Annotated in this window: 17 protein-coding genes and 1 pseudogene; 9 read left to right on the top strand and 9 right to left on the bottom strand. The window is 45.4% G+C overall.

Annotated elements, in window-relative coordinates:
- Nucleotides 1-141: 141 nt before the first annotated feature.
- Complete coding sequence (locus H6F56_RS20545) at nucleotides 142-2,664, top strand: ATP-binding protein (RefSeq protein WP_190671939.1); 2,523 nt, start codon at nucleotides 142-144, stop codon at nucleotides 2,662-2,664.
- Nucleotides 2,665-2,748: 84 nt separating this feature from the next.
- Here the strand turns inward: H6F56_RS20545 and H6F56_RS20540 are convergent, their stop codons facing one another.
- Nucleotides 2,749-4,593, bottom strand: a complete 1,845-nt coding sequence (locus tag H6F56_RS20540; RefSeq protein WP_190672271.1) for a caspase family protein — start codon at nucleotides 4,591-4,593, stop codon at nucleotides 2,749-2,751.
- A 359-nt stretch (nucleotides 4,594-4,952) separates the two neighbouring features.
- Between H6F56_RS20540 and H6F56_RS20535 the strand changes: the two genes are divergently transcribed.
- The 4 genes from H6F56_RS20535 to H6F56_RS20520 all read left to right on the top strand — a co-directional run bounded on the left by H6F56_RS20535 (nucleotide 4,953) and on the right by H6F56_RS20520 (nucleotide 7,342).
- Complete coding sequence (locus H6F56_RS20535; protein ID WP_190671936.1) at nucleotides 4,953-5,684, top strand: V4R domain-containing protein; 732 nt, start codon at nucleotides 4,953-4,955, stop codon at nucleotides 5,682-5,684.
- Entirely contained in the window at nucleotides 5,681-6,031 is a 351-nt protein-coding gene (locus H6F56_RS20530; protein ID WP_242032102.1) for a hypothetical protein, read from the top strand. The genes H6F56_RS20535 and H6F56_RS20530 overlap by 4 nt, the downstream gene beginning before the upstream one ends.
- Before the next feature lie 105 nt (nucleotides 6,032-6,136).
- Nucleotides 6,137-6,607 carry a phycobilisome protein gene (locus H6F56_RS20525; RefSeq protein WP_190671933.1) on the top strand — a complete coding sequence of 157 codons (471 nt, stop codon included), beginning with the start codon at nucleotides 6,137-6,139 and terminating at the stop codon, nucleotides 6,605-6,607.
- Nucleotides 6,608-6,685: 78 nt separating this feature from the next.
- Entirely contained in the window at nucleotides 6,686-7,342 is a 657-nt protein-coding gene (locus H6F56_RS20520; protein WP_190671930.1) for a V4R domain-containing protein, read from the top strand.
- Nucleotides 7,343-7,536: 194 nt separating this feature from the next.
- Here the strand turns inward: H6F56_RS20520 and H6F56_RS20515 are convergent, their stop codons facing one another.
- The gene (locus tag H6F56_RS20515; RefSeq protein WP_190671928.1) at nucleotides 7,537-8,001 is read right to left on the bottom strand and encodes a phycobilisome protein; all 465 of its coding nucleotides are present in this window, start codon (nucleotides 7,999-8,001) and stop codon (nucleotides 7,537-7,539) included.
- 81 nt (nucleotides 8,002-8,082) lie between these two features.
- Entirely contained in the window at nucleotides 8,083-8,565 is a 483-nt protein-coding gene (locus tag H6F56_RS20510) for a 2Fe-2S iron-sulfur cluster-binding protein (RefSeq protein WP_190671925.1), read from the bottom strand.
- A gap of 199 nt (nucleotides 8,566-8,764) precedes the next feature.
- On the opposite strand from H6F56_RS20510, the gene H6F56_RS20505 reads away from it, so the two are divergent.
- Nucleotides 8,765-9,367 (top strand): hypothetical protein, encoded by a 603-nt coding sequence (locus H6F56_RS20505; RefSeq protein WP_190671922.1) that lies wholly within the window; start codon nucleotides 8,765-8,767, stop codon nucleotides 9,365-9,367.
- 261 nt (nucleotides 9,368-9,628) lie between these two features.
- Here H6F56_RS20505 and H6F56_RS20500 read toward each other — a convergent pair whose 3' ends face one another.
- The 6 genes and pseudogenes from H6F56_RS20500 to H6F56_RS20480 form a co-directional block, all read right to left on the bottom strand.
- Nucleotides 9,629-11,146 carry a hypothetical protein gene (locus H6F56_RS20500; protein ID WP_190671918.1) on the bottom strand — a complete coding sequence of 506 codons (1,518 nt, stop codon included), beginning with the start codon at nucleotides 11,144-11,146 and terminating at the stop codon, nucleotides 9,629-9,631.
- Between the two features lie 100 nt (nucleotides 11,147-11,246).
- Nucleotides 11,247-11,398, bottom strand: a pseudogene (locus H6F56_RS27390) (DUF6753 family protein).
- A gap of 22 nt (nucleotides 11,399-11,420) precedes the next feature.
- Nucleotides 11,421-11,573 (bottom strand): hypothetical protein, encoded by a 153-nt coding sequence (locus H6F56_RS20495; protein WP_190671915.1) that lies wholly within the window; start codon nucleotides 11,571-11,573, stop codon nucleotides 11,421-11,423.
- Nucleotides 11,574-11,604: 31 nt separating this feature from the next.
- The gene (locus H6F56_RS20490) at nucleotides 11,605-15,321 is read right to left on the bottom strand and encodes a glycoside hydrolase family 2 TIM barrel-domain containing protein (RefSeq protein WP_199313112.1); all 3,717 of its coding nucleotides are present in this window, start codon (nucleotides 15,319-15,321) and stop codon (nucleotides 11,605-11,607) included.
- 256 nt (nucleotides 15,322-15,577) lie between these two features.
- On the bottom strand, nucleotides 15,578-16,978 hold the full coding sequence (locus H6F56_RS20485) for an O-antigen ligase family protein (protein WP_190671909.1): 1,401 nt from the start codon (nucleotides 16,976-16,978) through the stop codon (nucleotides 15,578-15,580).
- A 186-nt stretch (nucleotides 16,979-17,164) separates the two neighbouring features.
- Nucleotides 17,165-18,625: a polysaccharide biosynthesis/export family protein gene (locus tag H6F56_RS20480; RefSeq protein WP_190671905.1), complete on the bottom strand. Its 1,461-nt coding sequence runs from the start codon at nucleotides 18,623-18,625 to the stop codon at nucleotides 17,165-17,167.
- 1,055 nt (nucleotides 18,626-19,680) lie between these two features.
- On the opposite strand from H6F56_RS20480, the gene H6F56_RS20475 reads away from it, so the two are divergent.
- The 3 genes from H6F56_RS20475 (at nucleotide 19,681) to H6F56_RS20465 (ending at nucleotide 24,792) form a co-directional block, all read left to right on the top strand.
- Nucleotides 19,681-21,930: a GumC family protein gene (locus H6F56_RS20475; RefSeq protein ID WP_190671901.1), complete on the top strand. Its 2,250-nt coding sequence runs from the start codon at nucleotides 19,681-19,683 to the stop codon at nucleotides 21,928-21,930.
- A 247-nt stretch (nucleotides 21,931-22,177) separates the two neighbouring features.
- Entirely contained in the window at nucleotides 22,178-24,043 is a 1,866-nt protein-coding gene (locus H6F56_RS20470; RefSeq protein WP_309236595.1) for a serine/threonine-protein kinase, read from the top strand.
- Nucleotides 24,044-24,282: 239 nt separating this feature from the next.
- Nucleotides 24,283-24,792, top strand: coding sequence for a phycobilisome protein (locus H6F56_RS20465; RefSeq protein ID WP_190671895.1), 510 nt, complete (start codon nucleotides 24,283-24,285; stop codon nucleotides 24,790-24,792).
- Nucleotides 24,793-25,043: the final 251 nt, after the last annotated feature.

Here is a 25,043-nt window from a genome sequence, read left to right as displayed (position 1 = left end):
TTTAAAATGACGGGAGATTGTCTGTTAACCTATAGCGTCAATTTCTTTGTTTATATGAATGGTGCCGGTTGGTAACAATTGGGGTGATGCCGGTGACAGGAACACAGTTTTACGGAAGTTATACAAGGAGCAGTTAAGAACATGAGTAGCCGCCAACTTAAAACCTCACAAAAAGTTGATTTAACGAATTGTGATACAGAACCCATTCAAATTCCTGGAGCTATTCAGCCTCACGGAGTTCTTTTTGTCTTGCAAGAACCTAATTTAGAAATTTTACAAGTTAGCAATAATACGTTACAAGTCTTTAACGTCCCCAGCCATAAATTAATTAATAAAAATTTAAGCTTTTTATTAGGTGAATCTCAAGTTGAAGATTTAAAAAAAATCTTATCTCAGCGGGAATTAAAGATAGTCAATCCATTTAGAGTATCAGCTATTCTTCCTTATAAAACTCAGCATTTTGATGGAATCGCTCATCGGATAGATGGTTGTGTCATTCTTGAATTAGAACCGATTTCCTATCAACCAGAAAATAGTTTTTTTAGTTTTTATAATTTGGTGAGATCATCATCATCTAAAATTCAAAGCGCGTCAAATCTGCATAACCTGTGCCAAATTATTGTTAGAGAAGTGCGACAAATTAGTGGGTTTGACCGAGTTATGGTCTATAAATTCGATGAAGAAGGGAATGGAGAAATTATTGCTGAAGAGAAACAAGAGAGTTTGCCACCTTTTTTAGGGTTGCACTACCCTGTCTCAGATATTCCCAAACAAGCCCGACTTCTCTATTGTTCCAATTGGTTAAGATTAATTGCAAATGTAAATTATCTTCCTGTGGAAATTACTCCCCAAATTAATCCAGTTACTGAAAAGCCGCTTGATTTAAGCTTTTCTGTTCTCCGAAGTGTTTCGCCAATTCATATAGAGTATTTGAACAACATGGGCGTTAGCGCCTCCATGTCCATATCCTTAATGAAAGGGCAGAAACTATGGGGACTGATTGCGTGTCACCATCAATCACCCAAGTACGTTTGTTATGAAGTGCGTAAAGCTTGTGAATTTCTCGGGCAAGTGATGTCTTTAGATTTATCAGCTAAAGAAGAAAATGAAGATTATGATTATAAAATAGCCTTAAAATCAATCACGGCTAAGCTAATTGAGAGAATGTCACTTGAAAGTAAGTTTGTTGAGGGATTGTGTAACGAAGAATCTCCAAACTTGCTGGACTTAGTGAGCGCTCAAGGCGCTGCTGTATGTTTAGGGGGTGAATGCCGGCTCATTGGTGAAACGCCGGCAGCAGAGGATCTCAATCGCTTGCTCACTTGGCTGACAAAAAACTTTACTGAAGAAATTATTTATACAGATTCGTTAGCAAAAATTTATCCAGAAGCAGAAGCGTTTAAAGACACAGCAAGTGGGTTACTGGCGATTTCTATTTCCCAGACTCAACATAATTACGTCATCTGGTTTAGATCGGAAGAAATTCAAACCGTAAATTGGGCCGGCAATCCCCATAAACCAGTTGAAGTAGCAAATGATGGAACCTTGCGCCTTTCGCCTAGGGGATCGTTTAAGCTGTGGCAAGAAACGGTAAAGTACAAATCTTTACCCTGGAAAAAGTGTGAAACCGAGGCGGCACTTGAACTCAGAAACGGCATGATTAAAATTGTGCTACGGAAAGCCGATGAACTGGCAAAATTAAATGAAGCTTTGCAAGAATCAGAATCAAGAGAGCGCGAAAAAGCAAATCAATTAGAAATTACTTTAGATGAATTGAAACGCACTCAAACTCAACTGGTTCAAACCGAAAAAATGTCTTCTCTCGGCCAACTGGTTGCCGGTATGGCGCACGAAATTAATAACCCGGTTAACTTCATCTACGGAAATCTGACTCATGCAGATAACTACACCCAAGACTTGGTTGAGCTTTTAAATCTTTACACAAAACACTATCCCCAAGCGGTGCCTGAAATTCAGGAGGAAACTGAGCGTAGGGATCTAAAGTTTGTAATTGAAGACCTACCCAAACTGTTAAAATCGATGAAAGTGGGAGCTGACCGCATCCGCTCGATTGTGCAGTCATTGCGAACATTTTCCCGCGTTGATGAAGCGGAAATGAAGCCAGTGAATATTCACGATGGGTTAGATAGTACGCTGCTAATTTTGAGCAATCGGCTCAAACCTAAACCAGAGCGGCCTAGCATTCAAATCATTAAAGAATATGGTGAACTGCCGCTAATAGAGTGCTATGCCGGCCAGTTAAACCAAGTATTTATGAATGTTTTAGCCAATGCAATTGACGCCTTAGAAGAGTACGATAAACATCGCTCACTGGCGCAGATTCGAGCAAATCCAAGTCAAATTACAATTAGCACTTCTCTAATAACTGCAGAGCCAAGAAAGGGGAGCGAGGAAAAGGAATTGTCCAAGCTCAATTCCCAATTCGTTGCGATCCGAATTGCCGACAATGGCCCTGGTATTCCGGAGGAATTACAGCAGCAAGTCTTCGACCCTTTCTTTACCACAAAAGCAGTTGGTAAAGGCGCGGGAATTGGCTTAGCAATTAGCTATCAAATTGTTGTGGAAAAGCACGGCGGGAATTTTAAATGCGTTTCCCAACCCAACGGGGGAACAGAATTTTGGATTGAAATTCCCCTCAAATAAAATAGGGGGCATGGAGAAGCTTGCGCCAACCTCAAGGGATGAGAATTGAAGACAACTGCTGACTCCTCCCTCATGCCTGATCTTTTATCGCTTCACTTTTTGTTTCCACTGGATGATCGCTTTTTGAGCTTTCGCATAAGTTGGGGTAGAAGCCGGCACTAAATTGGCCGCTTCAATCGCCGCACTGAAGCGACCGCGTGCTGCTCGATACTGGGCAATTTCCTTAAAAATAGCTTCACTCCACTGCGCGATTAATTTCTGAGCTTCCCCGTATTTCGGTTGGCCGGCAGGAATTTGACCGGCAGTCGCAATTGCCAGGGTGTAAGAATCAAGCTGTCCCCGACGAATCGAGCCGACTGCCTGATTCAGCAATTTCTGATTTGCCTGCTGCACTTTGAATAGCTGTTGCCATTGGCCGACCAGCTTTTGCGCTTGAGCGTTTAATTCTGGCCGATCTTTCGGCACCAGCTTAGCCGCTGCGATCGCTCCCTGAAAGTTTCCCTGTTTAGCGCGTCCAATGGCAATATCCAAAATCACCCCACCCCAACGCTCAATATTCTGCTGCGCTTCGGCGTAGAGCGGATCATTGGGGGGGATCTGGCCGGCAGTGGTGATCGCCGAACTAAAATGCGTGGCTTGAACCGGCTGAATGGTCAGTATGGCTTTGTCGAGAAGCGTTTGACTCGGCACCGGCTGAGCAGGTGGCGCTGCTGCCTGTGGCTTCTGAGCAGCGGGAGTGGTCTCTTTTGGTACGACTGTCGGCTGGCTTATTTCATCAGTGCCGGCAACCATTGCGCTCGTCTCCGGTGCTGATTTGTTCACAGTTGCCACCCGACTTACCGCCACACCCAACAGCAACACCAACGCCGCCGCGCCTCCCCACAGCACCCATTTTTGGGACGACACCGGCTCTTGAGATTTGGGAGTTGCCGAGGAATTGTCTGATAGTACAGGTGCAGCATCAGCCGGTTCAGCAGCCGGTTTCCCCATCTGCGAACCCGCACGAGCAGATTTTAAGGGAACATCCGACGGCAGAGCAAAATTACCCGGTTCGTGACGACTGCCATTAAACCCATTACCGTTTAGTGGTGAATACTCGACCGAAGGCGTCACAAAGCCATTGCCGAGGTATGGTTCACTGGAAGATGAAAACCCGCTTGCGGCTGCCTTACTGGCGGTCACAGCGTCATTTTGCGGCCAAATTACCTGGTGGATTTTTTCACGCGGGTGAACCACCATCAGCGGTTCTTGCACCGGCAGCCAGTGGTGTTCGCTTAACTCTGGCAAGCGGTGGTTGAGATAGCGTTCCAAACTGTCGAGATCGATGCAGCGGTTGTAGCGCAAACCTTCTAGAAGCGCTGCGGTAAACAAGCCGTGATGGAGTGCACTTACTTCGCGGGAAAACTGACCAGGCCGGCAAGAAAGCAGCGTTGGAATTTCCAAGCGTTTGGCCAATTCCACCGTCTCGGTGCCAATCGCATCATGGCTTCGCATACTAGAAGCGCGGTTCATATCTAGCAAAACCACGACCATCTCTGCCGGCGCTGCCTTCAGCGTGGCGAACAGCTCTCGCATGGGGATGCCGGTGGCGGGGATATCCGTGGGGTCGCCTTCTACTGGCATCAAGAAATCTTGACCTTCCCAGCTCATCCCATAGCCACTGAAAAAGCACCACAATAAATCACCTGGTTGCACTTGCTCCCGGCACTGCCGGTCCAGCCATGCCAGAATATTTTCTTTACTCGGATAGGTTGAGTGATCAGATGCCGGTGGTGAAGTGTCTGTGAGCAATACACACCGCTCTGCCGGCAAGCGAGCTTCATCCACCAAAAAATTTCCTAACGCCTGTGCATCCTGCTGGGCGTAGCTTAAAGGCTGGAAGAACTGATATTGGTTAATACCAATTGCGATGCAAGCCTGATTTTTCACCACAGCTGCTTGAAATCCGTACTAGATTGCGTGCACAAAACATAGCACAGATAGGGTATCAGTTACCGTCAAAAAACTTAAATTTTGCACAGTTAACCGGCAACTTTTAATTAGTTAGTCTAGAGATGTTGCCGGCAACGTCTCGACTGTAGCAAGGGGTCGGTATAACTGCTCACCCGCCTAGTGCCGGTAGCGAGTTACCTCAAAAAAATGCTGGCTGTGCGACGCTTCGCCCCTTCCCAAGTCTGTCTTGTACAAGACATTGTGGGAGAATAAACTAAAGTTGCAGCAGTCACTTTTCCGGCCACCAAATTTAACGCTCAACCCACTGGAACCGTTAGCGAACAAGGAGTCCATACATGGCCACCCCCACTGATAGGGAGTTTGCGCTCACACCCGCCTCATCCGCACCCCAGACATCTGGCCAAAAACACTCCCAGAAAGGCAAGTATCCTAAAAAACATAACCATTATGGGTTTCAGGATTTTTTTCAGATGCAGCCCAAATCTGGCATTATTACCGACTGGAATGACAGCCGAAATATTTTCACCAGTGAAGATTTTATTATCGGCTTGCAAGAGGGTTTAGAAGAAGAAGTGGGCAACGCTTCTGGCGTGATCATGTACACCATTGGTTGCGAATGGGGAGCCAAGGATGCCGTCGTTTTTCGAGAGTGGTTTGAAAAAGAATTTGAACGGGATATCCACAGCTCTAATTTAATGTTTTTGTTAGAAACTTGGTGGTGGCCTTTTACGGCTCAGGGATGGGGCCGGTGGGAGGTAGACATGAGTGATCGCAAACAGGGATTTATCTTTATCAATCTTTTTGATTCAGCGGTGGCTCGCACATTAGGAGATGTCGGTAAACCCGTTTGTTATCTTTATGCCGGCCTATTTGCCGGTTTCTTCAGCAGTCTGGTGAAAAAATCTCTGAACTGCATTGAAATTCAATGTTATTCAATGGGAGAAACCTACTGTAAGTTTTTGCTAGGGAATAAAGACCGAATTGATGCCGCATCTTTCTGGCTCAATGAAGGAGCCACCGCTCGCGATATTCAGAAGCGTTTGCTGGATGGAGAGCGATTGAAATGACCGCTAAAACTTCCGGGCAAGGAAAGGCAACAGGCAAAAAAAAACAAACCAAAAATTCTCCGGCTGAGGCTTCATTTTTTACCGTTCATTCTGATTGGTTGCAACAGTCGGTTCAAGATTTTTTTAGCAATTGTAATTGGCAAGGTCAACCCCTAGCGTTTCAAGACGCGCAGCAAGACGGCCAGCCCCTGCCTTTAACCGTGCCGGTGGCAGAATTTTTCCGGGCATTACCTTGGGAAGGAAAGCCGGCAGTCGGTTCGCTGCCAAAGCCATCTGCTAGCGTGCCGGTGAGCGCACCTTCCGAGCCGGCAGAAACCACATTAGCGGATCTTGTCGATTTGTTTTAATCAACATTTTTAACCTGAAGGGAGCCGGGAAAAAGTTTTGAAATTAAGCAAAGTTTTTCCTTCATCCTTCATCTTTTTTAAACCTTCCCCAATCCGTGTAAACCGATGCATCCCAAGATTGAAGTCTTACTCGATCAGGCAGAAAGTCGCTATTTAAAGTCAGAAGAACTTGACGCTTTTAAGCATTATGCGGTTTCCCTCGCTCAAAGCTTAAAAACTTATGAACTCCTGCGAGAGCAAGAAGTCGCAATTTTTCAACCTGTTGCCGATCAACTGATTAAAGAATTTCCAGATACCAACCAAGAAATCTTAGAGCGATCCTTAAAGAACTGGTTGCTAATCTTGCGTCACTGTGCGATGGCAATGCTTTTGAATGACCGAGACTTTTTACAACAAAATCTGCTTGACTGGCTGAAAGGTTTAGTGCAAACCCACCAGATGATAGCCGTTGAAACAAAGCTCTACCATCTGCTGCAAGTGCGTTTAAAGGGATTGCTATCACCCCAGGCGCTAGCCCTGTTGCAGCCGTATTTAACCCAAGCTCAGACCGCCCTTTTAGAGGGTACGCAGTCCTGAACTCGCCCTGAAAATTCAGAACTTACGATTTTGAATTTTGAAAAAATTGAAAATTTTAGCTAACAATTAATTATTAACATGATTGCGATCGCTGATTTACTTGAGTCCAAACGCCTCCCTGGAAATTACTTTGCCCCCGCTACCTATATTCGAGGCGATCTTGAGCTGGGTTTGTTAGAAAATCGTCGGGGTGATCGTTTCCTAGCTTTGCCAGATACTTTAATAAAGGCAATTTACCAAGGTCTTGACCAAGAAACCGGCCAAGCTGCACGCTTGGTACTGTTCAATTGTGGTCGCTGGTGGGGCAAAAACTTCTACGTCCGTTTTTGTGAAGAAGTGAGTGAATACTACGGCAAGCCTTTAGCTGAAATGGAAATGGTTGAATTTCTCCAATGTTTCCAGCAGTGTTGGAAAACCCTTGGTTGGGGAACCTTTGAATTTGACCAAACGTATTATCAGCAGGGATTTTTAGAAGTGAGAATTAGCAACTCTCCTTTTGCTGAAAGTGCGCCTAAAACCAATCGTCCCGTGTGTTTTTTAGAAGCCGGCATCTTAAGCGCCTTTTTTAGTCAGCTTACAGGTCGAGATATTTACTCCCTGCAAACCACCTGCGAGTCAATGGGTGCAGAAACCAACCAATTTATTATTGGCTTAACAGAACGTCTCAAGCCGGCAGAATCTTGGGTGGCAGAAGGGCAAAGCCATGAGAAGATCCTGGCTATTTTGTGCGACTGAAAAGGGCAATTTATTAAAAACAGAACTATTTTACTGAGATAAACTCACACTTGGTTAATCTCAGTAAAATCATCTTCACCTGGATCTACCTGCGGAATCTGCGGTTAAAAAATAATCTTGGCAAAGTATTAATAATCTCTGAACCTCATCTTCAGAGCTAAAAACATAAAATAAATACATTTAGTTTGGCAAGATTATTTTTTAAGTCGGTGCAATTCCCAAATCGGAGAAAAAATCGCCGCTTCTTCAGACGTTAAATACTGGTTAATAACATCAAGCATCACTTTATAAGTAATTTCTGCGCTGTGATCCGCCTCCAGCGCACGCAGAATCGTGTGGAACCAAAGGATAAAGCCGTTTCGCAGCCGCTCGACATCATTCGTTAACAAAGCAGCAGACGTATATCGCAAAACCCGCACTGTGTCGAGTCGCCATTTAGCCGTCGCATCCTCGGAACCGCTGCGAAATAAATTTGGGTCAATTGACAGAACTTTTGCTTGCACTTTCCGAAGAATTTCTGCTTCAGCCGCTTGAATTTTTTTGTAAGCATTTAAGCGTAAATTAAACGTCTTAAAATAATCTTTCAAAAACTGCAATTCAGCAGCCGTAGCATAACGACCATCCGTTGTCGCACTCAAGCGGGTCAGTTTGCTTAACATAAATCACTTCCTGCAACACCAGATTTTTAAACGATTTTAGATAAAAATTAAAATCTAAAATCCTAGTGATTGTAGCCGTTTTTAAGCATCTCGCGTGTGAACGAGGTATTCCCCAACTTGGAAGCGAGTTTCTTCAAGTTGGGTAATGATGGAACGAGTAATTAACTTGCCGGCTTCCACGACAACCTGGCCGGTAATCGGGTGGAGCAAATTTTGTTCGGCGCGGCGACCAATGAGGGCGTTAACATCTTGAATCGCGTTGAGGTACATCCCCGTGGGGACTTCCACAACCACCCCTTCATCCATGACTCGTGCCTGACAGGCGAGCCGAGAATTTGTCGTAGATGTGGTAATAATTTCTAGGGTTCGCTGTTCCCGCCGGTTCATGGGAGAGAGGCTGTTCATCCCCTGTTTGATGAAAACATGGCAGGTGGCGCACATCCCCCGCCCTCCACATTCTTTGAGTACGTTCAGTTCATGGGCCAACAGTGCTGAGAGGATGTTGGTATTGGTTTGAACTGCGGCTTCGTAGGCAAGGGGATCTAAGCGAATCGTCTTGACCATGTTGGTTTGTGTCGTGAGGGTTTGAGTCTTAAAATCTAGGATGGCACAGACTGGCAGGGAGTGCTGAGTGCTGAGAGGGAGAGTGGCAGAGAAAGTGAGGTAATTTTATTCCGTGAAGGAGTAAACAGTCGATGAGTTTAGGCTGCGGGGTTGAAATCACCGGCTATTACCAGCAGTAATAACGATAGGGTTCATCGCCTTGCTCGAAATCTGTTCGATAATCGGGGTGATAGAAGCGATTCGGGTTATTAGCCGGCTTGAAAATTTGCCTGTCCGCTTTAAAACTGGTTCCCATATTGGCAAGAATCTGCGAGATTGCCCGCGTTTGCCGCCACCGGCTATACCGAAAATAGGTATTTGTATCCGCATCCAACGCGTCGGGATTGATTTTACCTACGGGGGAAGTCTGACAGAACCGAAGATGTCTCTGATGATGTCGGTGGAGTCGTTACGCGCTGCAGCTAAGTGGACTAAGTTTGGGTTGGTGTCTGATAGGGTGAGTTCTCAAGAGCAGCCTTTGAAGTTGAAGGATTTATTTACTATAAAACGGCGGTTGGCGACGGGAGCGAATATTTTTTTTATGTTGACAACCGAGCAAATTTCTGCTTATCAATTGCCGATGGAGTTTTTACAGCCGGTTTTGCCCAGTCCCCGGCTGTTATCAGTAGATGAAATTGAAGCTGATAGCTTGAGGAACCCGATACTTGAGCGTCAACTTTTTCTGCTGTCGTGTGATTTACTGCCAGATGTGGTGAAAGCTAAGTATCCTGCGCTTTGGGAATATTTGCAGATAGGGGTATAGGGAGGGAATTTGCGCTCGCTACCTCTGCAAGCATCGCTCTCCCTAATATGCTCAGGAAAAGCGTCCTCCTTCCCCGTTTCTCTGTACTTATATGGATCGTCAGGATACTGGTAGAGGTAGACCTTTCCGATTTATCCTCAATCATTCAAGAGGGACAGCTTGAGTTCAGGATAAGCTGAAACCATGATTATATCGTTGGCTGAAACTCCTATCCCTTCTTACAACTAGCAGGGAAATTGTTTTAACTCGTACTCAGCTTAGTCACAGTATTCGTCCTTGCAAAATAGCATCCTTAATTTTCAAAAGAGGTCTTAAAACATCGGGTGCAAGAGCTAATTCAAGTACTCTTTCATAATCTTGCCGATCCAGACGATGGACGTGGGAACCTCGATTGCGAACCCTAAAAATTTCTTCCCAGGCATCTAGAACTCGCTCTGGTAGGGATTTGCCAATTGCTTTTTGAATCACTAAATCTAAGTTTTCCTTTGGTGAATCGATCATAGCTCTAACCAAATACAAAGCATCTCCGAGAGAAATAAAGCGATGACGACCGCTTGAACGATCAGACCAATCTAACTGATTGATATCAACAGTGATGACTCTACTTCTTCTACGCCCTGTTTCTACAGTTCCTCGTTGGGGCGGAAGTGCTGGATCATATAGAGTAAAATAAGTCGGCATAGCAATATCGCGCGCTGCTCTTGCAGCTTGAATCATAGACAAGTTGACTTCTAGCTCAAAAGCTTTCCATGCACCTTGAGCACTAGGTGTAAAGTCAATATCAAGCATTTGATTTGTTCTGCGTCTAGCTGGATTCTGTCCATATCCTCCTTGAGGTTGTCTTCTACCAAGAGGACCCAAACCACCAAGGGAGTTTTCTGCTAAATTTTCAAGAAAAGAGCCAACTAGAAGCGATGTTTCAATCATTGCGGCAGATTCATCATGTAAAAGTTCTGGAAGCTCGACTGAATTTTGCAAATCCTGAAGGACTCTTGCCGCAACAGATGCTGGAGCAATGAGTCTCCCCGCCACATCCTCAATTACAGCATCTACTGACCCTATTTCTGCAAAATCCGGCTCTTCAAATTGCTGAAAACGAGAGTTTCGTCTTAATAAATCGAGGCTATTTTCAACTACATCTAATTGTCTACCAAGTTCATAACGATAGTCTGTACCTTCTAGACCTCGCTCCGGAGCAAAAGTGTTCAAAATATTATAAAAAGTCCTTAACCTTTCACGGCTTGACTCATTTGGTGGGTGGTAATCTACTTGATCGCCACAGATTGCTTCAAGCGTAGTAACTATATGCCCAATATTGGGAACTCCATATATTTTAGGAAGTCTTGCAAGTTCATTTAATTGAATATCAAGATGTTTTGAGGAAGTAGGACAACTGACGTGTTCTACTTGCCAAAGATTTGTTGATACAACAATTGCAGGAAGGGAATGCCAAGGTAGTCCAAATAAACGTGCAATTTCCAGCATCAGGGGGCGCTCGTTAGTCGTAAACGATGACCTCCCAGCAGTTTGCTGATAAGTTTGCCACCATCGTGAATTATAGTGTTCTTGCAGCCATTCGTCTGGAGGATCTAACACAGCAAAGAAAGCAAGATTCTCACCTGTATTTCTATCAAGACCTGCAAATTCAGCTTTTAAATATTCAGTGAATGAGGTATCATTTGGTTTAAAAAGAATCGCAACTTGGATTGGAAAACGCGCAAAATATCTCTGTGAAGGCGAACCTGCATTAAATATATTACTTTTTATCGGAAATCCCATAATTTTCTAGAGAAACTAAAATTTGGTATTTACTATTTTACTTGTTAACCACAATTTTGGATAAAAATTGATTAACTTCAGGATAGAGTCACACTAATTTTCAATCCTTAAACCTACGCTTTTCTACCTGTTCTACCCATATAGTACAAAATCCTGATGTAGCTGGCCTACCCGCAACTTCCAAAGTCACCCCCAAAGGCTGAACATCTTTTTTACATTCCAATTAGTCAAACTATCCGAATTCCACTTCATCAAATTTCGAGCAAACTTGCCCTTAGCGCTCGTTGCCCACCGCAAAGCCTCCACCGGCACCTAAGTCAGATGAACTGCGTCCCCCGGCGCAAAGCCTCCTTGCAACCAAAGCAAACCCATCCATCCCATCAAAGCATCGGCACCCAATGTCGTTAACAACAGTAACCTCAGCCATTACCGGCTTAGCGTGATCAAATCACCGGCTATTACCAGCGGTAATAACGATAGGGGTCATCGCCTTGCTCGAAATCTGTTCGATAATCGGGGTGATAGAAGCGATTGAGGTTATTCACCGGCTTGAAAATTTGCCTGTCCACTTTAAAACTAACTCCCATATTGGCAAGGATCTGGGAGATTGCCCGCGTTTGCCGCCACCGGCTATAACGAAAATAGGTATTTGTATCTGCATCTAGCGCATCGGGGTTGATTTGCGAGAAAATCGCCACCCCTTTGCCGGCAACCACGCGACTTAATAAACCATCGGCTGCGACTTCACCGCCAGATTGTATTAACCAAGCGTCGTGGAAAGAACGCCAGCGCAAATCAGAAGCACTGATGCCGCGAACTTCTGGCCAATTGGGAACCTCAAGGGAACCGCCGAAGTTTTTCACCTCCTGCACACGCACGCCCAAAGTAGCAGTCGCTTTGGCTGCCGGCAAGAAAAACACTTTGCCACCGGCATTTAAATAAGTCTGCAAATCCTCATCTTTAACCTTCGCCTCTGAACCGATAATGGCTAAATCCGGGTTAGTTTCGAGTGAATCTGCTTGCCGGTAAATTGCACCCAGCGCATCCAGTTTAGCCGCATCCGCCTCGCTGCCAATTAAAATCACCTTATTTGCCTTGGGAGATAGCGGCGCAGTCTGGGCGTATTCGATAATTTGCTGAGCGAGTTTCGCTGCCGGCGCGTCTATCGCATAATGATCCTCAAGATCTAACCCATTCCAAATTAGCCGGCCTTTGCCATAATCAAGTTCCATTAGCGCTGTATAAGCCAGATCAAACTCCGACTCCAAAATCGGACGCCAAGAACTGTGATGAGGCTTTTCCACCGGCACAGAACTGACTGCGCCCCGATTTCCCCAGTGCCAACCATACCACGGCAACCCGCTGGGACTCAGCCTCATGCCACCTTGAGTGGTGTCTGGATACGCTTCAACGAGGGAACTTTCGCCCCGCCAGTCCCGCAGATCCAGCTCATCCAATCCTTTCACCACCGGATGCGTTTCATCAACCGGGAAGACGCGCCGGCTCAGATGGGGAGAAACGCGCAGTCCTGTACGCTGCAACCATTCCGGGTTTTGAGCAAAAATAATCGCTCTGCCACCCTTGCGGACAAAGGCTTCTAAGTTTCCAGGCCGCTTGTCCTCACTGGATAATGCTTCACGACCGATTACTAAAAGCTGGGGAGTGTCAGAACCGGCCCACGGCACAACGGTATAACCCATCTGTTGTAGCATTTTAGTGGTTTTGCCGGCAGGATCAAAGACCGCAATTTCTCCTTTGCCGGTGGCTAAAGACGAAGTAAAAACCCGGAAGGCAAATCGGTCTTGATGCTGCCGGCTGCCAATTTGAGCACTGAGGCGAATTTCTCCATCCACTTTTTCTGTCGCCAGGGTTTTTGGCAAATCGACTGCTATGGGAAAAGATAGCGTTTGTGCCGGCTCGATACTGCCCTGATTTTGGCCACTTCCCACTTTTTGCCCCTGAACCGTTACCTGCCACTCAAAGGAAAACGTTTGCTTTTCCCGAAGATCGTTAATCAATACCACTTGCTTTTGCAGAGTTTCCCCTACTTTAAAACTATGGTCTTTTGCCGTAAAAGCCGGCTCAGAACCGGCGATCCAAGCCAATGTTGGGCCATTGTTTTCTAATAGCGCAATGCCGGCTGGGTGGATCGTATTCGCTTCCATCTGGAAAGCGTGCCATAACGATTTTGGTACCTGCTGCAAGTAAGGGCCACGCCGTCCCGGTTTAAAAGGGCCAAGATCCATTTTTTGTTTGCCGGCATCTGAAACCTGCCAGCCGTGGCCATTGTTCCAGGGAATCATCCCACCTGTCATGCCAAAGGTGCGCCAACTGCGCCAGGTATTTGTAATGAATAACTGCTGCAACTTTTGGAATGCCGGTGCGAAATCAAGTTGCGGGTTAAAATGCCAACTTTTATACTCGCCATCCCCCACAAATAACTCACGGATTTTTGCTCGATAAGCGGGAGCTTCTAATTCGTAAGCTTCTTTACCCAAGTAAATCGCGCTGAACTCAGTCATTAGCGGTTCACTGACAATTGCATTACCAAAACCCTTGCGACCTCGCATCATGGTTGTGTGCAGGGGTGTGCCAAATTCCACAGCCATATAAGGCATATCTCCCTGCTGCGTCCACTGGGAAAGCCACTCTTCCCGTTCTTGCAGGGGAATCATATTTAAGTAGCAGTTTAAGGCATAAACATCGCCAACAGCGGCCCCTTGATGAACCAGGACGGGACGGGTGGGATCGTACTTTTTAATCGTGGCAACCACTGCTTCGCCGACTGGAAAGATTTCCTGAAAACGCTTGTCTTCTTCTTTTCCGAGGGTTCCTTCTACCTTTTTTTTGCCAATGCGACGCGGGTTTTGATCATCGTTATAGCCGAAAAAATTAGAATTACTTCCCCACAATAAAATTGAGGGATGGTTGCGATACCGGCGCAATTCTGTTGTCATTTGCTGTTCCCAGCGTTCCCGATTTTCTGGGTTTTTCCACTTACCAGACCAAGCAAGGTTTGTCATATCTAATGCCGGCCCGATTAGGGGAAACCCTTTTTGGTCAGCGAAACCTGCAAAAAGTTCGCGAAAGTGCGATTTGCCGCGTTCATTGTGGTTCCAAGGCCACAGTTCAGCGATATTAAAGCCGGCCCACAGGTAACTGTCGATGGTTCGGTTCGCAACTTCGGGGATGCCGTTGGCCCATTCTTCACTGTAAAGAATCGGTCGCAGGCGCAATTCTGTGCCGTTTAAGTAAAATTTCCGCCCTTCTATCCAAAATTCACGGAAGCCAAATTCTTGGTCGTATTCATCATCAATGCCACTGCCTCGCACTTGCAGCCGTAGGGTATAAAGGTTGGGCCGGCCAATGTCCCACAGTCGCGGATCGGGCCAGTCCCAGGCGATTTGTACGGTTTGGGTTGCTTTAGCTGCGACGTTTGTGGTGCCGGTGAATTCTCGCTCAATCTTGCCTTTTTCGTTGAGCATTTGGGCAATAATTTCAGTTTTGCCGGCCCCGTTAATATCGGTAAGTTCTATGTCTAATTTAATTTGATTTGTGCGCGTAGATGGTTGCACAAATACATCGCTGATGTGGGATTTTGCAGGCCGGCTGAGTAACCGCACTTCGCCTATTAATCCACGTGATTCCAGCTTGCTTTCGGTTGTATAAATTTCATTTGGCCCCATAATTACGGCTTTTTCTTTTTCATCAGCGGCAGCGGTTACTAATAGGCTCAAAACTGCACTACTGCCTGGTTTAACGGCTGTGGTGATATCTGCTGCGCCGTAGGGCCACTGAATTTGGCCGCACTGGATGCCGTTCACATACACTTCGGCATCGGTGCTGAGGCGTGTGAGGTCAAGCAGGATCGTTCGTCCTTGCCATTCGGCGGGGATGTTGATGGTGCTTTGATACCAGGCTTTTGAGAGTTGTTTGCCGTTAAAGTTTTGCCATGCGGTGCCGGTTCCCCGTGAAATAAGTCCGGGTACTGAGGCGTGGTTTTCGCCCTGCCAATCTCCCGGAACCCAGATGGAACCCCAGCCGTTTTGTGGTGGCAATTGCTGCGATCCACCGAGTGCGGGGATAAATTCCCAAATGCCGTTAAGGTAAATTTCGCTTCGTTTACTGTTGAGGATTTTAAGGGATTGGCCAGCTGTATTTTTAGCAATTTGCAAGACAGGGCAATTGGCCGAGTTGCCTTTGTGAATTTGGCTACCTATTGCTGCAAAAATAAATATTGTTAGTAAAAATATTCCGATTATTTTGGCTATTTTTTTTATCACGAATTTGGGCGCTTGGCTGGTTTTCTAGGAAAGTTGAGATTTTTGGATTTTTTTAACCACTGATCCACACAGATAAATACAGATGGGTTCAGGGTTGGTGTCAGATTTTTATGAAAGTTATAGTTTTTTGGGGTAAGCTGCGTTGGTTTTAGGATGAGAAGGATGGCGTTTGTCGTTTGGGTTTTGGAGCTATTGTTGTGTTGTTGAAAGATGTGTCTATGCTTAAGCGTACTGTTAGCATTACATAATAAACCCAAACGTTTGTTGGTTCAATAATTGTGGTTTCTGTGATATTGTTTAAGGTTAAATACATCAAAAATATCATGGGTATAGCTGAAAGCTCTAGCCTTTCTTTCATTAAATACTGAACTGCCATGACAAGATTAATCACGAAAGAAATCGCAAATAAAATTAATCCAAACAAGCCAAAATAAACTAATATTTCTAAATAACCATTATGGGAGTGGGGGGGAATAAAGCCGGTTGTAGTAAAGATTCCTTTGGCGGGATTGTTAATTCCCCGCTCAGGTTGCCAAAAACTGTAGTACCCAAACCCAAATAAGAGGCGCTTTTCAACAACACGTGCGAAGATTTGGGGCCAAAATTCTGTACGTCCGGTTAAGGTCATATCTTTTCCTAAACCCTCAACTACGATGGCTTCTAAGTTATCTGTAATTACAAGGGTTGAGGCAATACTAATAATGATAAATGTTGCAATACAAGCAAATGCCCATTGAAAACTTAAACGTTTTATAAAATTAAGCGATAATACCATCCCAATTAATAATATTACGGCAACAAGCGCTCCACCTGATTTGCCGGTTCTCATTAAATAAAATGAAACTAAAGTCATCAAAAGAGACAACCAGCGGCTTGCCTTACTCTGTACAGCCTGGGAGTAATTGACATACCAAAAGGCTGTGGATAAACACATAATGCCACCCAGTTTATTTTTGGATTTTGTTAAACCCGACCAATCAACCACACTACCGGGTCGTTGGTGGATGTAACTACCTATGCCTAGCATAATATGGCTCCAACGCATAAACCGGGCGAGGTCTTGCCAATCATATTGCACAGCCAAGTAAATCGCAATCGGCGTGATTAATATGTAGCCTAAAAAGTGGTCAAAGGCGATCTCAGGAGTTTCTGACCAAAACATTGAGAAAAATGGCAGGGTTGCGTAAATCCAAAAACATGGATTTTTTGATAAAAGTAAGGAAAAAATACTGATTGAATATTTAAAAAAATGACTAATTCTAGGAAATAAAATAAGGCAACAGAAGACCATAAAAGGAATCCAGAGGTAATGCATATTTGTTTTGTTCGTCTCGGCCAGCTTGGTTGGGTGCAAGTAATTTAACGGGGGTCTTCCCTCTAAAGCCGGCGACAGGAATAAAAATAAAATTGCAAATCCTCTTTGGTAATAGTAAGAAATTTTCTTGTAACTGGAAGAATGAAATAATAAAGCAATTAAGATAATTAAAAATCCAGCCAGAATTGCAGTCAGCAAGGGACTGCGGAAAATCATGATTTGAATGGCTTTCATATTTTTTGTTATTGATCGCTAATAAAACTTTGCCAAGGCTGCCCATTATTTTTTCCGTTTCGCTATTAGCAAAACCGGCTCGTTTGAGAATGACAGCCTTTCCTTTAGTAGCTAGAAAATGTTGAGCAATTCTTCTGTCTAACTTTCAAATTAGTTGTCTGTTGAACTTGAATCACCCAACGTTAACTAAAATCTGAAGAGTGAGCGCAACACTCCTAAAAAATTAAACAGCGGGTAAACTTTAACAATGGGATCAATTGCAGAACCGAGCCGGTCTGAAAATGCTGTCATCCGATTTCGCTCTATAACGATGATATCGTTATTGCGAAGCAAAGGATTTGTTTGATCATTAATTCCTTGCGTTAAATCAACACTCACTTCACGTTCGGCAACAGTGCCATCAGGATTCAGGCGAATGAGTTTAACGCTATCTCTACGCGCTCTCGGATTATCGTAACCGAATCCTCCAGATAACAAAGCTTGATTTAAAGTGGTATTGGCGGGAACTTGTAAAACTGAGCCGGCTCCCCCCACTCTCACTTCTCCCACGACATAAACTCTAATAGCAGTTGGAGAAAAATTAGCCGTGGCTAAGTCAGCGGCTTCTGCTGGATTAACTTCAGTTACCGTAGGAATAATAATCGTATCTCCGTCTTGCACAATTGTGTCTTGAGTCGTATCACCTGTCTGTAAGAGCTGCCAAAGATTGACATTAATGACTTGTTCTCCGCCGGCTTTTGTAGGCCGGCGCAACTGGACTTGGCGGATATCCGCTAACGGTTTAATTCCTCCTGCTAGCTGAATTGCACGAGTGACAGTAGGTAAACCTTGGTTTCTCAAATCTAACGTGGTGTTTCCGCCAATGACCACATAACTTCCGGGAGTGTAAACTTCACCCACCACCGTCACAGTGCGGGGTTGCTCGGACTGTTGTGAAAAACTAGCGGTTGCAATTTGACGGGCTTCTGCTAAGTTGGTGCTAGTTGATGAGGGGATAAAAATCGCGTCTCCATCCTGCAAAATCATATCTCGACTGTAATCGCCACCCTGCAACATTTCCCACAGATTAATATTAATAATTCGATCTGGCCCGGATCTTTGAGGCCGGCGCACTTGAACCTCTCGAATATTCGCCGCTTGTGTAATTCCTCCAGCCTTTTCTATTGCCTGAGTCACCGTTGGATACTGAACCCCAGGTCTGACACCTACGCCAGGAATTAGATTTAATGAGTAAATTCCTGGACGGGTGACTTCGCCAGTGACGCCAACATTAAGGGGACGAATGGCAGACAGAGTTACTGAAATCACCGGCTCGTTAAGAACGCTTTCGTATTTCGCTGTAATGGCTGCGGCTGCTTGTTCTAGGGTCATCCCCCTGACATCCACACTGCCGGCAAGCCGCAAAACAACGCTTCCATCTGACAAAATTTCGTACTCCCCGCTTAATTCGGGAACTTCCACGATCTCAATCAGAATGCGATCCCCGCCGCCTAATTTGTAAGCGGTTCCTGATGAAAAACCGGCAGCGTCTGCGTCTTCCGACACTTGAGCGATACTAGGAAATGGAGAGGCCATGAATGCCACCGCCACAAGGGTCAAACTGACCACCGGCAGGGTGATTTGTTTGAAAAAATTAACATAAACCATACGCTACTTAGTGCCTCAACGATTATTTATAGGCGCTGCGGCCATTTTCTTACCCATGTCAAAACTCTCAAGCAGCACCCGTGAATTCTCAAACTTTTGTTAATTGCCGACCCGTTGATTTTAAATACAGACTTGAGTACACCCAAACTCTGCTAAACATAGCTTCTAAATTTTAGCCATATTTATCAACCTCAGCACAGCACTCTTCAATAACCGTAAAAGTACCTAAATATTTTTAAGATTGCTTCTATAGTAGAGGTTGCCGGTCGTCAATCTTAGCGCAGATTTAGATCCTTACTCAAACAATTGATCGGTTGTTAAACAAGCCTCTTAAAATTGGCAAGTTCTTCCCTGCCTGAGCGAAAATGCAATAAAAGTCCGAGAGAAAACTTTCAAATGACCTCATCCCAGACTTTGGGTGAGCAGGCTGGAACTCGATTCCTTTTGCCCTCAGATGCCAGATCAAGTGAACCGGGTCAGAAAAAATGACGGACGAGGCAAAAATTTAGAAGGAGAATGGAGAACTTTAACATAGTAAAATAGAAGAACACGATTGATCTGCCGGCGCTCAACCTTTTCTCGACCGTGAGGAAGTGTCCCTTGTGCAGTGTGCAAAACTTCACAAACACGGGCATACTATTAAAAGTAGGCAGCACAATATTACTGGGTCTGCGATAAAATTTTCAGACTGTTAACTTGTCCGTCACGGGTCAAACGTTCTAGCTCCTACAATCCCCAAATCTCCCCCCAACACCGCTATCAGGGTGCTGCTGGTCTAACAAAGGCCAGTCTGTGAGTGATGCTAAGCTACTTTAACGGGTGTAGGTGATGTGCCGGTTTAGCAACAGAAGTGAGGGCATAAAATGACGTTCTTCTCTCTGCCGCACGGACTAAAGGTACAAAGCCTGTATTGATGATTTCGATGTAATAGCACGCTCCGTATAAGTTTAAATGTTAAATTTTGTATCACGATTTAGAATTTGAGGAAAAATAGAAAGACTTCCGTTTAGGATTTGTTCGGAGCGGTAACTTCTAGCAATAATCGCCAAACTAAAATGGATACTGAACACGAATTTAAGGCATTTTCAGCTAAAGCTAAGGGCAAGCCGCATCAATTTCCGCCTCAGTTTGACGCCGAGGCGTCTGAGGGAGGGGCCACCGAGAAGTTAGATTTATTTTGGGTGTTCGGCGTCGTTCGGCGAAGATTCTTTGTGATGGCTGGTGTTGCCATCGCCTTGAGTGCGGCTGCAGGGAGTTTAATATTATCGAGTTCGCGCCAAATTGTACTTCAGTATGAAGGCTCCTTTAAACTTTTAGTTGAAGCCCCGACTGCTGAAGATCGCTTAGCCAAGCAATTTTTGCTGGCTCAAAATGGCAACTCAGAAAGTTTAGATAAAAGAACAGAAGAAAGTAGTTTTTTGGATTATGAAACTCAAATTCGAGTTTTAAGAAGTCCAAAAATTATGATGCCGGTGATTGAAAAACTACAAAAACAGTATCCAAAATTAACTTATAGTTCACTTATAGAAAACTTGGTGATTAGCCGCAGCACTTTTTTAAAAGATGGCAAACAGCAAGGCACCAAAATTTTAGCTGTTGAATATACCGATCCAGATCCGAAAAAAGTTGTGTATGTATTAGAAAACCTTGCTAAAGAATATTTAGACTACAGTCTTCAGCAACGCCTAATCAGTATTAATCAAGGAATTCAATTTATTGAGAGCAAGTTGCCTTCCCAGCAGGAGCGAGTTGACCGGCTTCAAGCCCAAATGCAACAACTGCGAGCGAATACTAACTTACTCGACCCTGCCTTGGAGGGAAGATCCCTAACTGAGCAAGGGCAATCCATTCAGAATGATCGCGTAGATATCCGAACTCAACTAGACTCACAGCGAGCCAGCTACGAAAATTTGCAAAGACAGCTAGATGAAAGCGATGGTCTAGCAATTATTATGACTGAGCCTAAAGCCTACGAAACTTTACTCGGCCAGCTCCAGAAAGTCAACACTGAGCTAGCAATGAAGCGAGCCAGATATCGGGAGGATAGCGCCCCCGTTCGCGCTCTGCGCGATAAAGAGAAACAATTAATGTCGATGGTGAATCAAGAAGCCAAAAATGTCATCATGGCCAAAGTTGCCATGAGCATCCGCGACTTGGAAGCTCGTGATCAATCGCTGGCTGAATCTGAACAAAGGTTAGATCTAAGAATTACTGATTATGCGGCCAATACGCGTCAGTATGTTGCTTTACAAAGTGAGTTAGAAGTTGTCACCAAGAGTCTACAGCAACTTTTATCCAAACTAGAAGCCTTGCGAATCGATGCGGCTCAGAAACAAGAGCCTTGGGTATTAATCGATCCACCTAAAATCCCGAAAGATGGTAGGGGATGGCTAATACCGGCCACCATTAAAGAAACAAAGAAACAGTTAATTTTAGCGATCATTCTGTGCAGTTTATTAGGCATTGTCGTGGGCTTTTTGGTAGAGGTGCTGAACACAGTATTCCACACTCCGGAAGAAGCGAAAGCAGCAACGAAACTGCCATTACTAGGGGTTATTCCATTTGCAAAAAGCCTTCAGAAAAGCGCTGCGGTTCCCGCAACTTCCGGTTTAGGCAAGGGAGCCGGCGGACCGAGTTTGATGCTGGGAAACGCGGCTACTGCTCAACAGCAATACATGGCTTCTCCAGTTTTGGAAGCTTTCCGAACTTTATATACCAATATCCGGTTGCTGAGTCCTCATACGCCGATTCGCTCTTTTGCAATTGGATCGGCGGCATCAGGTGATGGAAAGTCTACAGTAGCGATCCATTTGGCACAAGCAGCAGCCGCAATCGGGCAGCGTGTCTTGCTGGTGGATGCGGATCTGCGCTCTCCAAAAATTCATACAAAATTAGGCTTGTCAAACGAGCGAGGTCTCAGCGATGCGATTGCAACAGATATTGGGCTGAATGATGTAATCCAGCGATCTCAAAACACCGGCAGCGATGAAGCATCCTGGTGGGAGGATAACCTATTTGTGCTGAGCGCCGGCTCGTTGGCACCCGACCCAATCAAACTGCTTTCATCGAAAAAAATGCTTTATTTAATGGAGCAATTTCAAGCGTTTTTCGACTTGGTTATTTATGATACGCCCCCCCTTATCGGCTTAGCAGACGGTAATATTTTAGCCGCTCATACTGATGGAATCGTGATGGTTGTGGGGCTTGACAAAACAGACCGCTCGATGCTGAGCAAATCATTAGATGGATTAAAAATTTCTGGGGCTTCAATCTTAGGAATTGTGGCGAATGGGGTTAAGGGATAAATGCCAAAAGCCTAATCTCTACACTTCCTTAAAGACTGTGATTTTCAACTGTATTCCAGTTGAATTCTGTGAAGTTGAATAACCTCAAAGAAAACAGCCTAGTCTGTGAGGGACGCATCAACCGGGCGGAGGAAAAGAGATATAATAATTCACCGCAGACGAGGGAAAGGGCATGGGGCATTAAACCGAAACCTGTGGCGTTTATTGATGTCTACCTACCGACCCAAAGCGGGGAAGGATAATGAAGGTGAAGGACTTGACTCTGCATCGAACGCCGGCCCACAAAATCGTACCGCAGCACTCTAAGTACGGCATTATCGGACTCATCGGTCAAGGCCAATTTGGGCGAGTTTTTTGCGGCATTGATCGCACAACCGGCCAGTTAGTTGCCCTCAAAGAACTCAGCCACCAACGCGCACCCACCCATAAATTTTTACAAGAACTCGGATCGCTGCTTACCCTGCAACATCCCAATATTGTTGCTTGCCAAGCCTTAGAACACACGGCAACAGGCCGGTATTTGGTAATGGACTATTGCGAGGGAGGAACACTCCGCAGCTTACTAGAACAAGACAGCGCCCTAAATTTAGGAGAAGGCTTGCGTCTGGCAATTGGCATTTTAGCTGGATTAGATTACAGCCATCAGCGAGGGATTATTCACTGCGATATTAAACCGGAAAATATTCTTTTAAATTTGGGGAATGCCGGCTGGTTGCCGCGACTGTCTGACTTTGGCATCGCCCAGCGAGTGCGCGAGGCAAAGAGTGCACCTCGCGGTGTGCCTTCCCCAGATGCCTCGATGGGTTCACCGGCATACATGGCACCCGAACGATTTTACGGCCTTTATTCACCGGCATCAGATGTCTATGCCGTGGGAATTTTACTATTTGAACTTTTAATTGGGCAGCGTCCATTTACCGGCTATCCAGGCAAGCTGATGTGGGCGCACATGAATCAGCGCTTAGAGTTGCCGACAACCATTCCCCAATCGTTGCAGGCAATTGTGAAACAGTCTTTGGAAAAACTGCCCGCCCGCCGGTTTACCACAGCGGCTGAAATGGCTAAAGCGTTGCGACAGGCGATGGAAGATCCTCTCGTTAAAAAATTTAAAGATCGCCGACTGCCTTTAGACGACGTGCATGAATCGGTCATTATCAAGCCATTACCCGGAGCGAATCGAGCGCTTTTACCGGCACCTTTAACCTGCTTAGCCTCATCAGAAACCTTTGTTTACGGGGCGCTGGCGACAGAGGTGCGAATCTGGCCGGCAAACCGCCAACCACTGATTAAAGTCAGCTTACCGGCTCCTGTAACCCAATTGCAGCCCCAATCCCAAGGCTGCTTAGTTCATACTCTCCAACAACTTTACTGGTTGGGTGCCGATGAGTGGCAGCCGCGATCTCTCTTAAATTTGGGGATGCCGGATCAGGAAAGCTTGGGTGACCATGCCGGTGCCTCATCTGCCTACAAAGCTGCGATTGATCTCGATAGCCGATGGTTGGCAGTCGCAATGGGAGGACAGTTGCGATTTTACTCCCTGGCAGCATTGCAAAGCGCCAAACCCGACGAACTGTCACAGTTGCCGGTGAGGATGCTGGCTTTGGGTGAGGAAACTTTGCCAGAAATCATGTTTCTCGACCGGCGGCATCTGCTAGCCGTTTGGCAAGACCTGAAAAAAAATCAAACGCTGTTTAGAGTTTACACGCGTCGCGGCACACAGTTGGGTTCGCTCTCGCTGCCGGTGGTTTGCAAAGAAAATTCTTACGGTCGCCTTTGGACGCTCACCGAAGAACCTTACACTCTGTTTGGGATTGAGCAAACACCAAAACCGACCGTGTTGCGAATTCGGCTGCACCCTTTGCACATGACGCGCATTCCCTTAGAAACTGTGCCGGTGTGCTGGGCGGCGGTTCAAGGCGGGTGCGTTATAGCAAATGCTCAAGGTGAAATTTTGTTTCTCGATCTCCAAGGGCGGCGCGTGGGAACATTGAAGGGAACGAAGGCACCCTTAGCAATTGCCGGTTGGGGCGCAAACGGGTTAGCGATTGCCACGCGTGTTAATGACCAAGGCTATTTATACTCCTTAGAGGTAGAAGGAGCAAGATTGGGCTAATATCACTGGGAGTTGGGTTTGTGGAACCTTTGTTTCCTGATTTTATTGCAGATGTTGCCGGTTAGAACCCCAATAGAGAAGATGATCTCAATTCAAAGCGTGTTGTTTAACTTATTCATATAAATCTTGATAAAACTTCATGCTTGTGGTGCGTTTTTTGTTACAAATTACATCAATGACTTGTCAGACTTTCCCGTTTAGCCCAAACTATGAATGGGAATTACTGAAATTTTAATAAAATGCGTACAATTAACTCCACGCTTGAAGAGTTAGCGAATGAAAGTGAAGGGCGCTATCTAACGAAGACAGAACTTCAGCCGGTGCAGCGCTATCTAAAAACTTTTTCGGTGCGGTTAAAAACCTATGACATTATACGAGAGCGGGCAGATAAATTGGTGAATCTGGCGCTAAGAAAATTTATGTCTCTTCAGCCAGAAGTGATGCGGAAACATGGGAGCCGGTGTCAGTATGATATGAGCGAAGTAATGCGCTATATCGCCCTCGCCGTGCTACGAGATGACGAGCGGTTTTTCAAAGAAAGTTTAATATTTTGGCAGGCAAATATTCTCACAGCTTATCGTCAAAACGGGGCTTGTGTAGTGGCTTATCGCTGCCTTCAAGAAACACTAAACGAATATTTGCCGGCACAGGCATATCAGTTGATAGAACCTTACATCTCTATCATTATGCAAACGCTAGATTTGCCGCCAAAACTGATGGCAAGTGCCCAAAGAGCGAGTGCGAGTTAAGCAGTTTTAAACAAGCGTGCCGATGAACGCTGTAATCAATTCAAATAGGCTGTTACAGGAAGCCGTTACCACTCGATAATGCCTTGGCTGAAAAACGAGGTCAGTTTCTCATCCAAATTTACCGTTAAACGTTGGAGAGAATTCCATATACTTTTGAACGCCGGCATCTTGCTAATTTGGAGCGAGATTTTATTAAAGGTAAAACGGGTATTCGACACTTCCTAAAAAGTTTGGCTGTCTCGCCGGTTTAC

The organism is Microcoleus sp. FACHB-672 (assembly GCF_014695725.1).
Taxonomy (GTDB): Bacteria; Cyanobacteriota; Cyanobacteriia; order Cyanobacteriales; family Oscillatoriaceae; genus FACHB-68.
Note: the sequence above shows the minus strand (reverse complement) of the source record. Positions and strands in the feature narration are given on the sequence as shown.

Excerpts from the sequence above, each read along its gene's own strand:
- H6F56_RS20525 (WP_190671933.1), top strand. The coding sequence starts at position 6,137 with ATGCATCCCAAGATTGAAGTCTTACTCGATCAGGCAGAAAGTCGCTAT.
- H6F56_RS20475 (WP_190671901.1), top strand. The coding sequence starts at position 19,681 with ATGGATACTGAACACGAATTTAAGGCATTTTCAGCTAAAGCTAAGGGC.
- H6F56_RS20535 (WP_190671936.1), top strand. The coding sequence starts at position 4,953 with ATGGCCACCCCCACTGATAGGGAGTTTGCGCTCACACCCGCCTCATCC.
- H6F56_RS20510 (WP_190671925.1), bottom strand. The coding sequence starts at position 8,565 with ATGGTCAAGACGATTCGCTTAGATCCCCTTGCCTACGAAGCCGCAGTT.
- H6F56_RS20545 (WP_190671939.1), top strand. The coding sequence starts at position 142 with ATGAGTAGCCGCCAACTTAAAACCTCACAAAAAGTTGATTTAACGAAT.
- H6F56_RS20480 (WP_190671905.1), bottom strand. The coding sequence starts at position 18,625 with ATGGTTTATGTTAATTTTTTCAAACAAATCACCCTGCCGGTGGTCAGT.
- H6F56_RS20485 (WP_190671909.1), bottom strand. The coding sequence starts at position 16,978 with ATGAAAGCCATTCAAATCATGATTTTCCGCAGTCCCTTGCTGACTGCA.
- H6F56_RS20465 (WP_190671895.1), top strand. The coding sequence starts at position 24,283 with ATGCGTACAATTAACTCCACGCTTGAAGAGTTAGCGAATGAAAGTGAA.
- H6F56_RS20500 (WP_190671918.1), bottom strand. The coding sequence starts at position 11,146 with ATGGGATTTCCGATAAAAAGTAATATATTTAATGCAGGTTCGCCTTCA.
- H6F56_RS20515 (WP_190671928.1), bottom strand. The coding sequence starts at position 8,001 with ATGTTAAGCAAACTGACCCGCTTGAGTGCGACAACGGATGGTCGTTAT.
- H6F56_RS20495 (WP_190671915.1), bottom strand. The coding sequence starts at position 11,573 with ATGGCTGAGGTTACTGTTGTTAACGACATTGGGTGCCGATGCTTTGAT.
- H6F56_RS20530 (WP_242032102.1), top strand. The coding sequence starts at position 5,681 with ATGACCGCTAAAACTTCCGGGCAAGGAAAGGCAACAGGCAAAAAAAAA.
- H6F56_RS20520 (WP_190671930.1), top strand. The coding sequence starts at position 6,686 with ATGATTGCGATCGCTGATTTACTTGAGTCCAAACGCCTCCCTGGAAAT.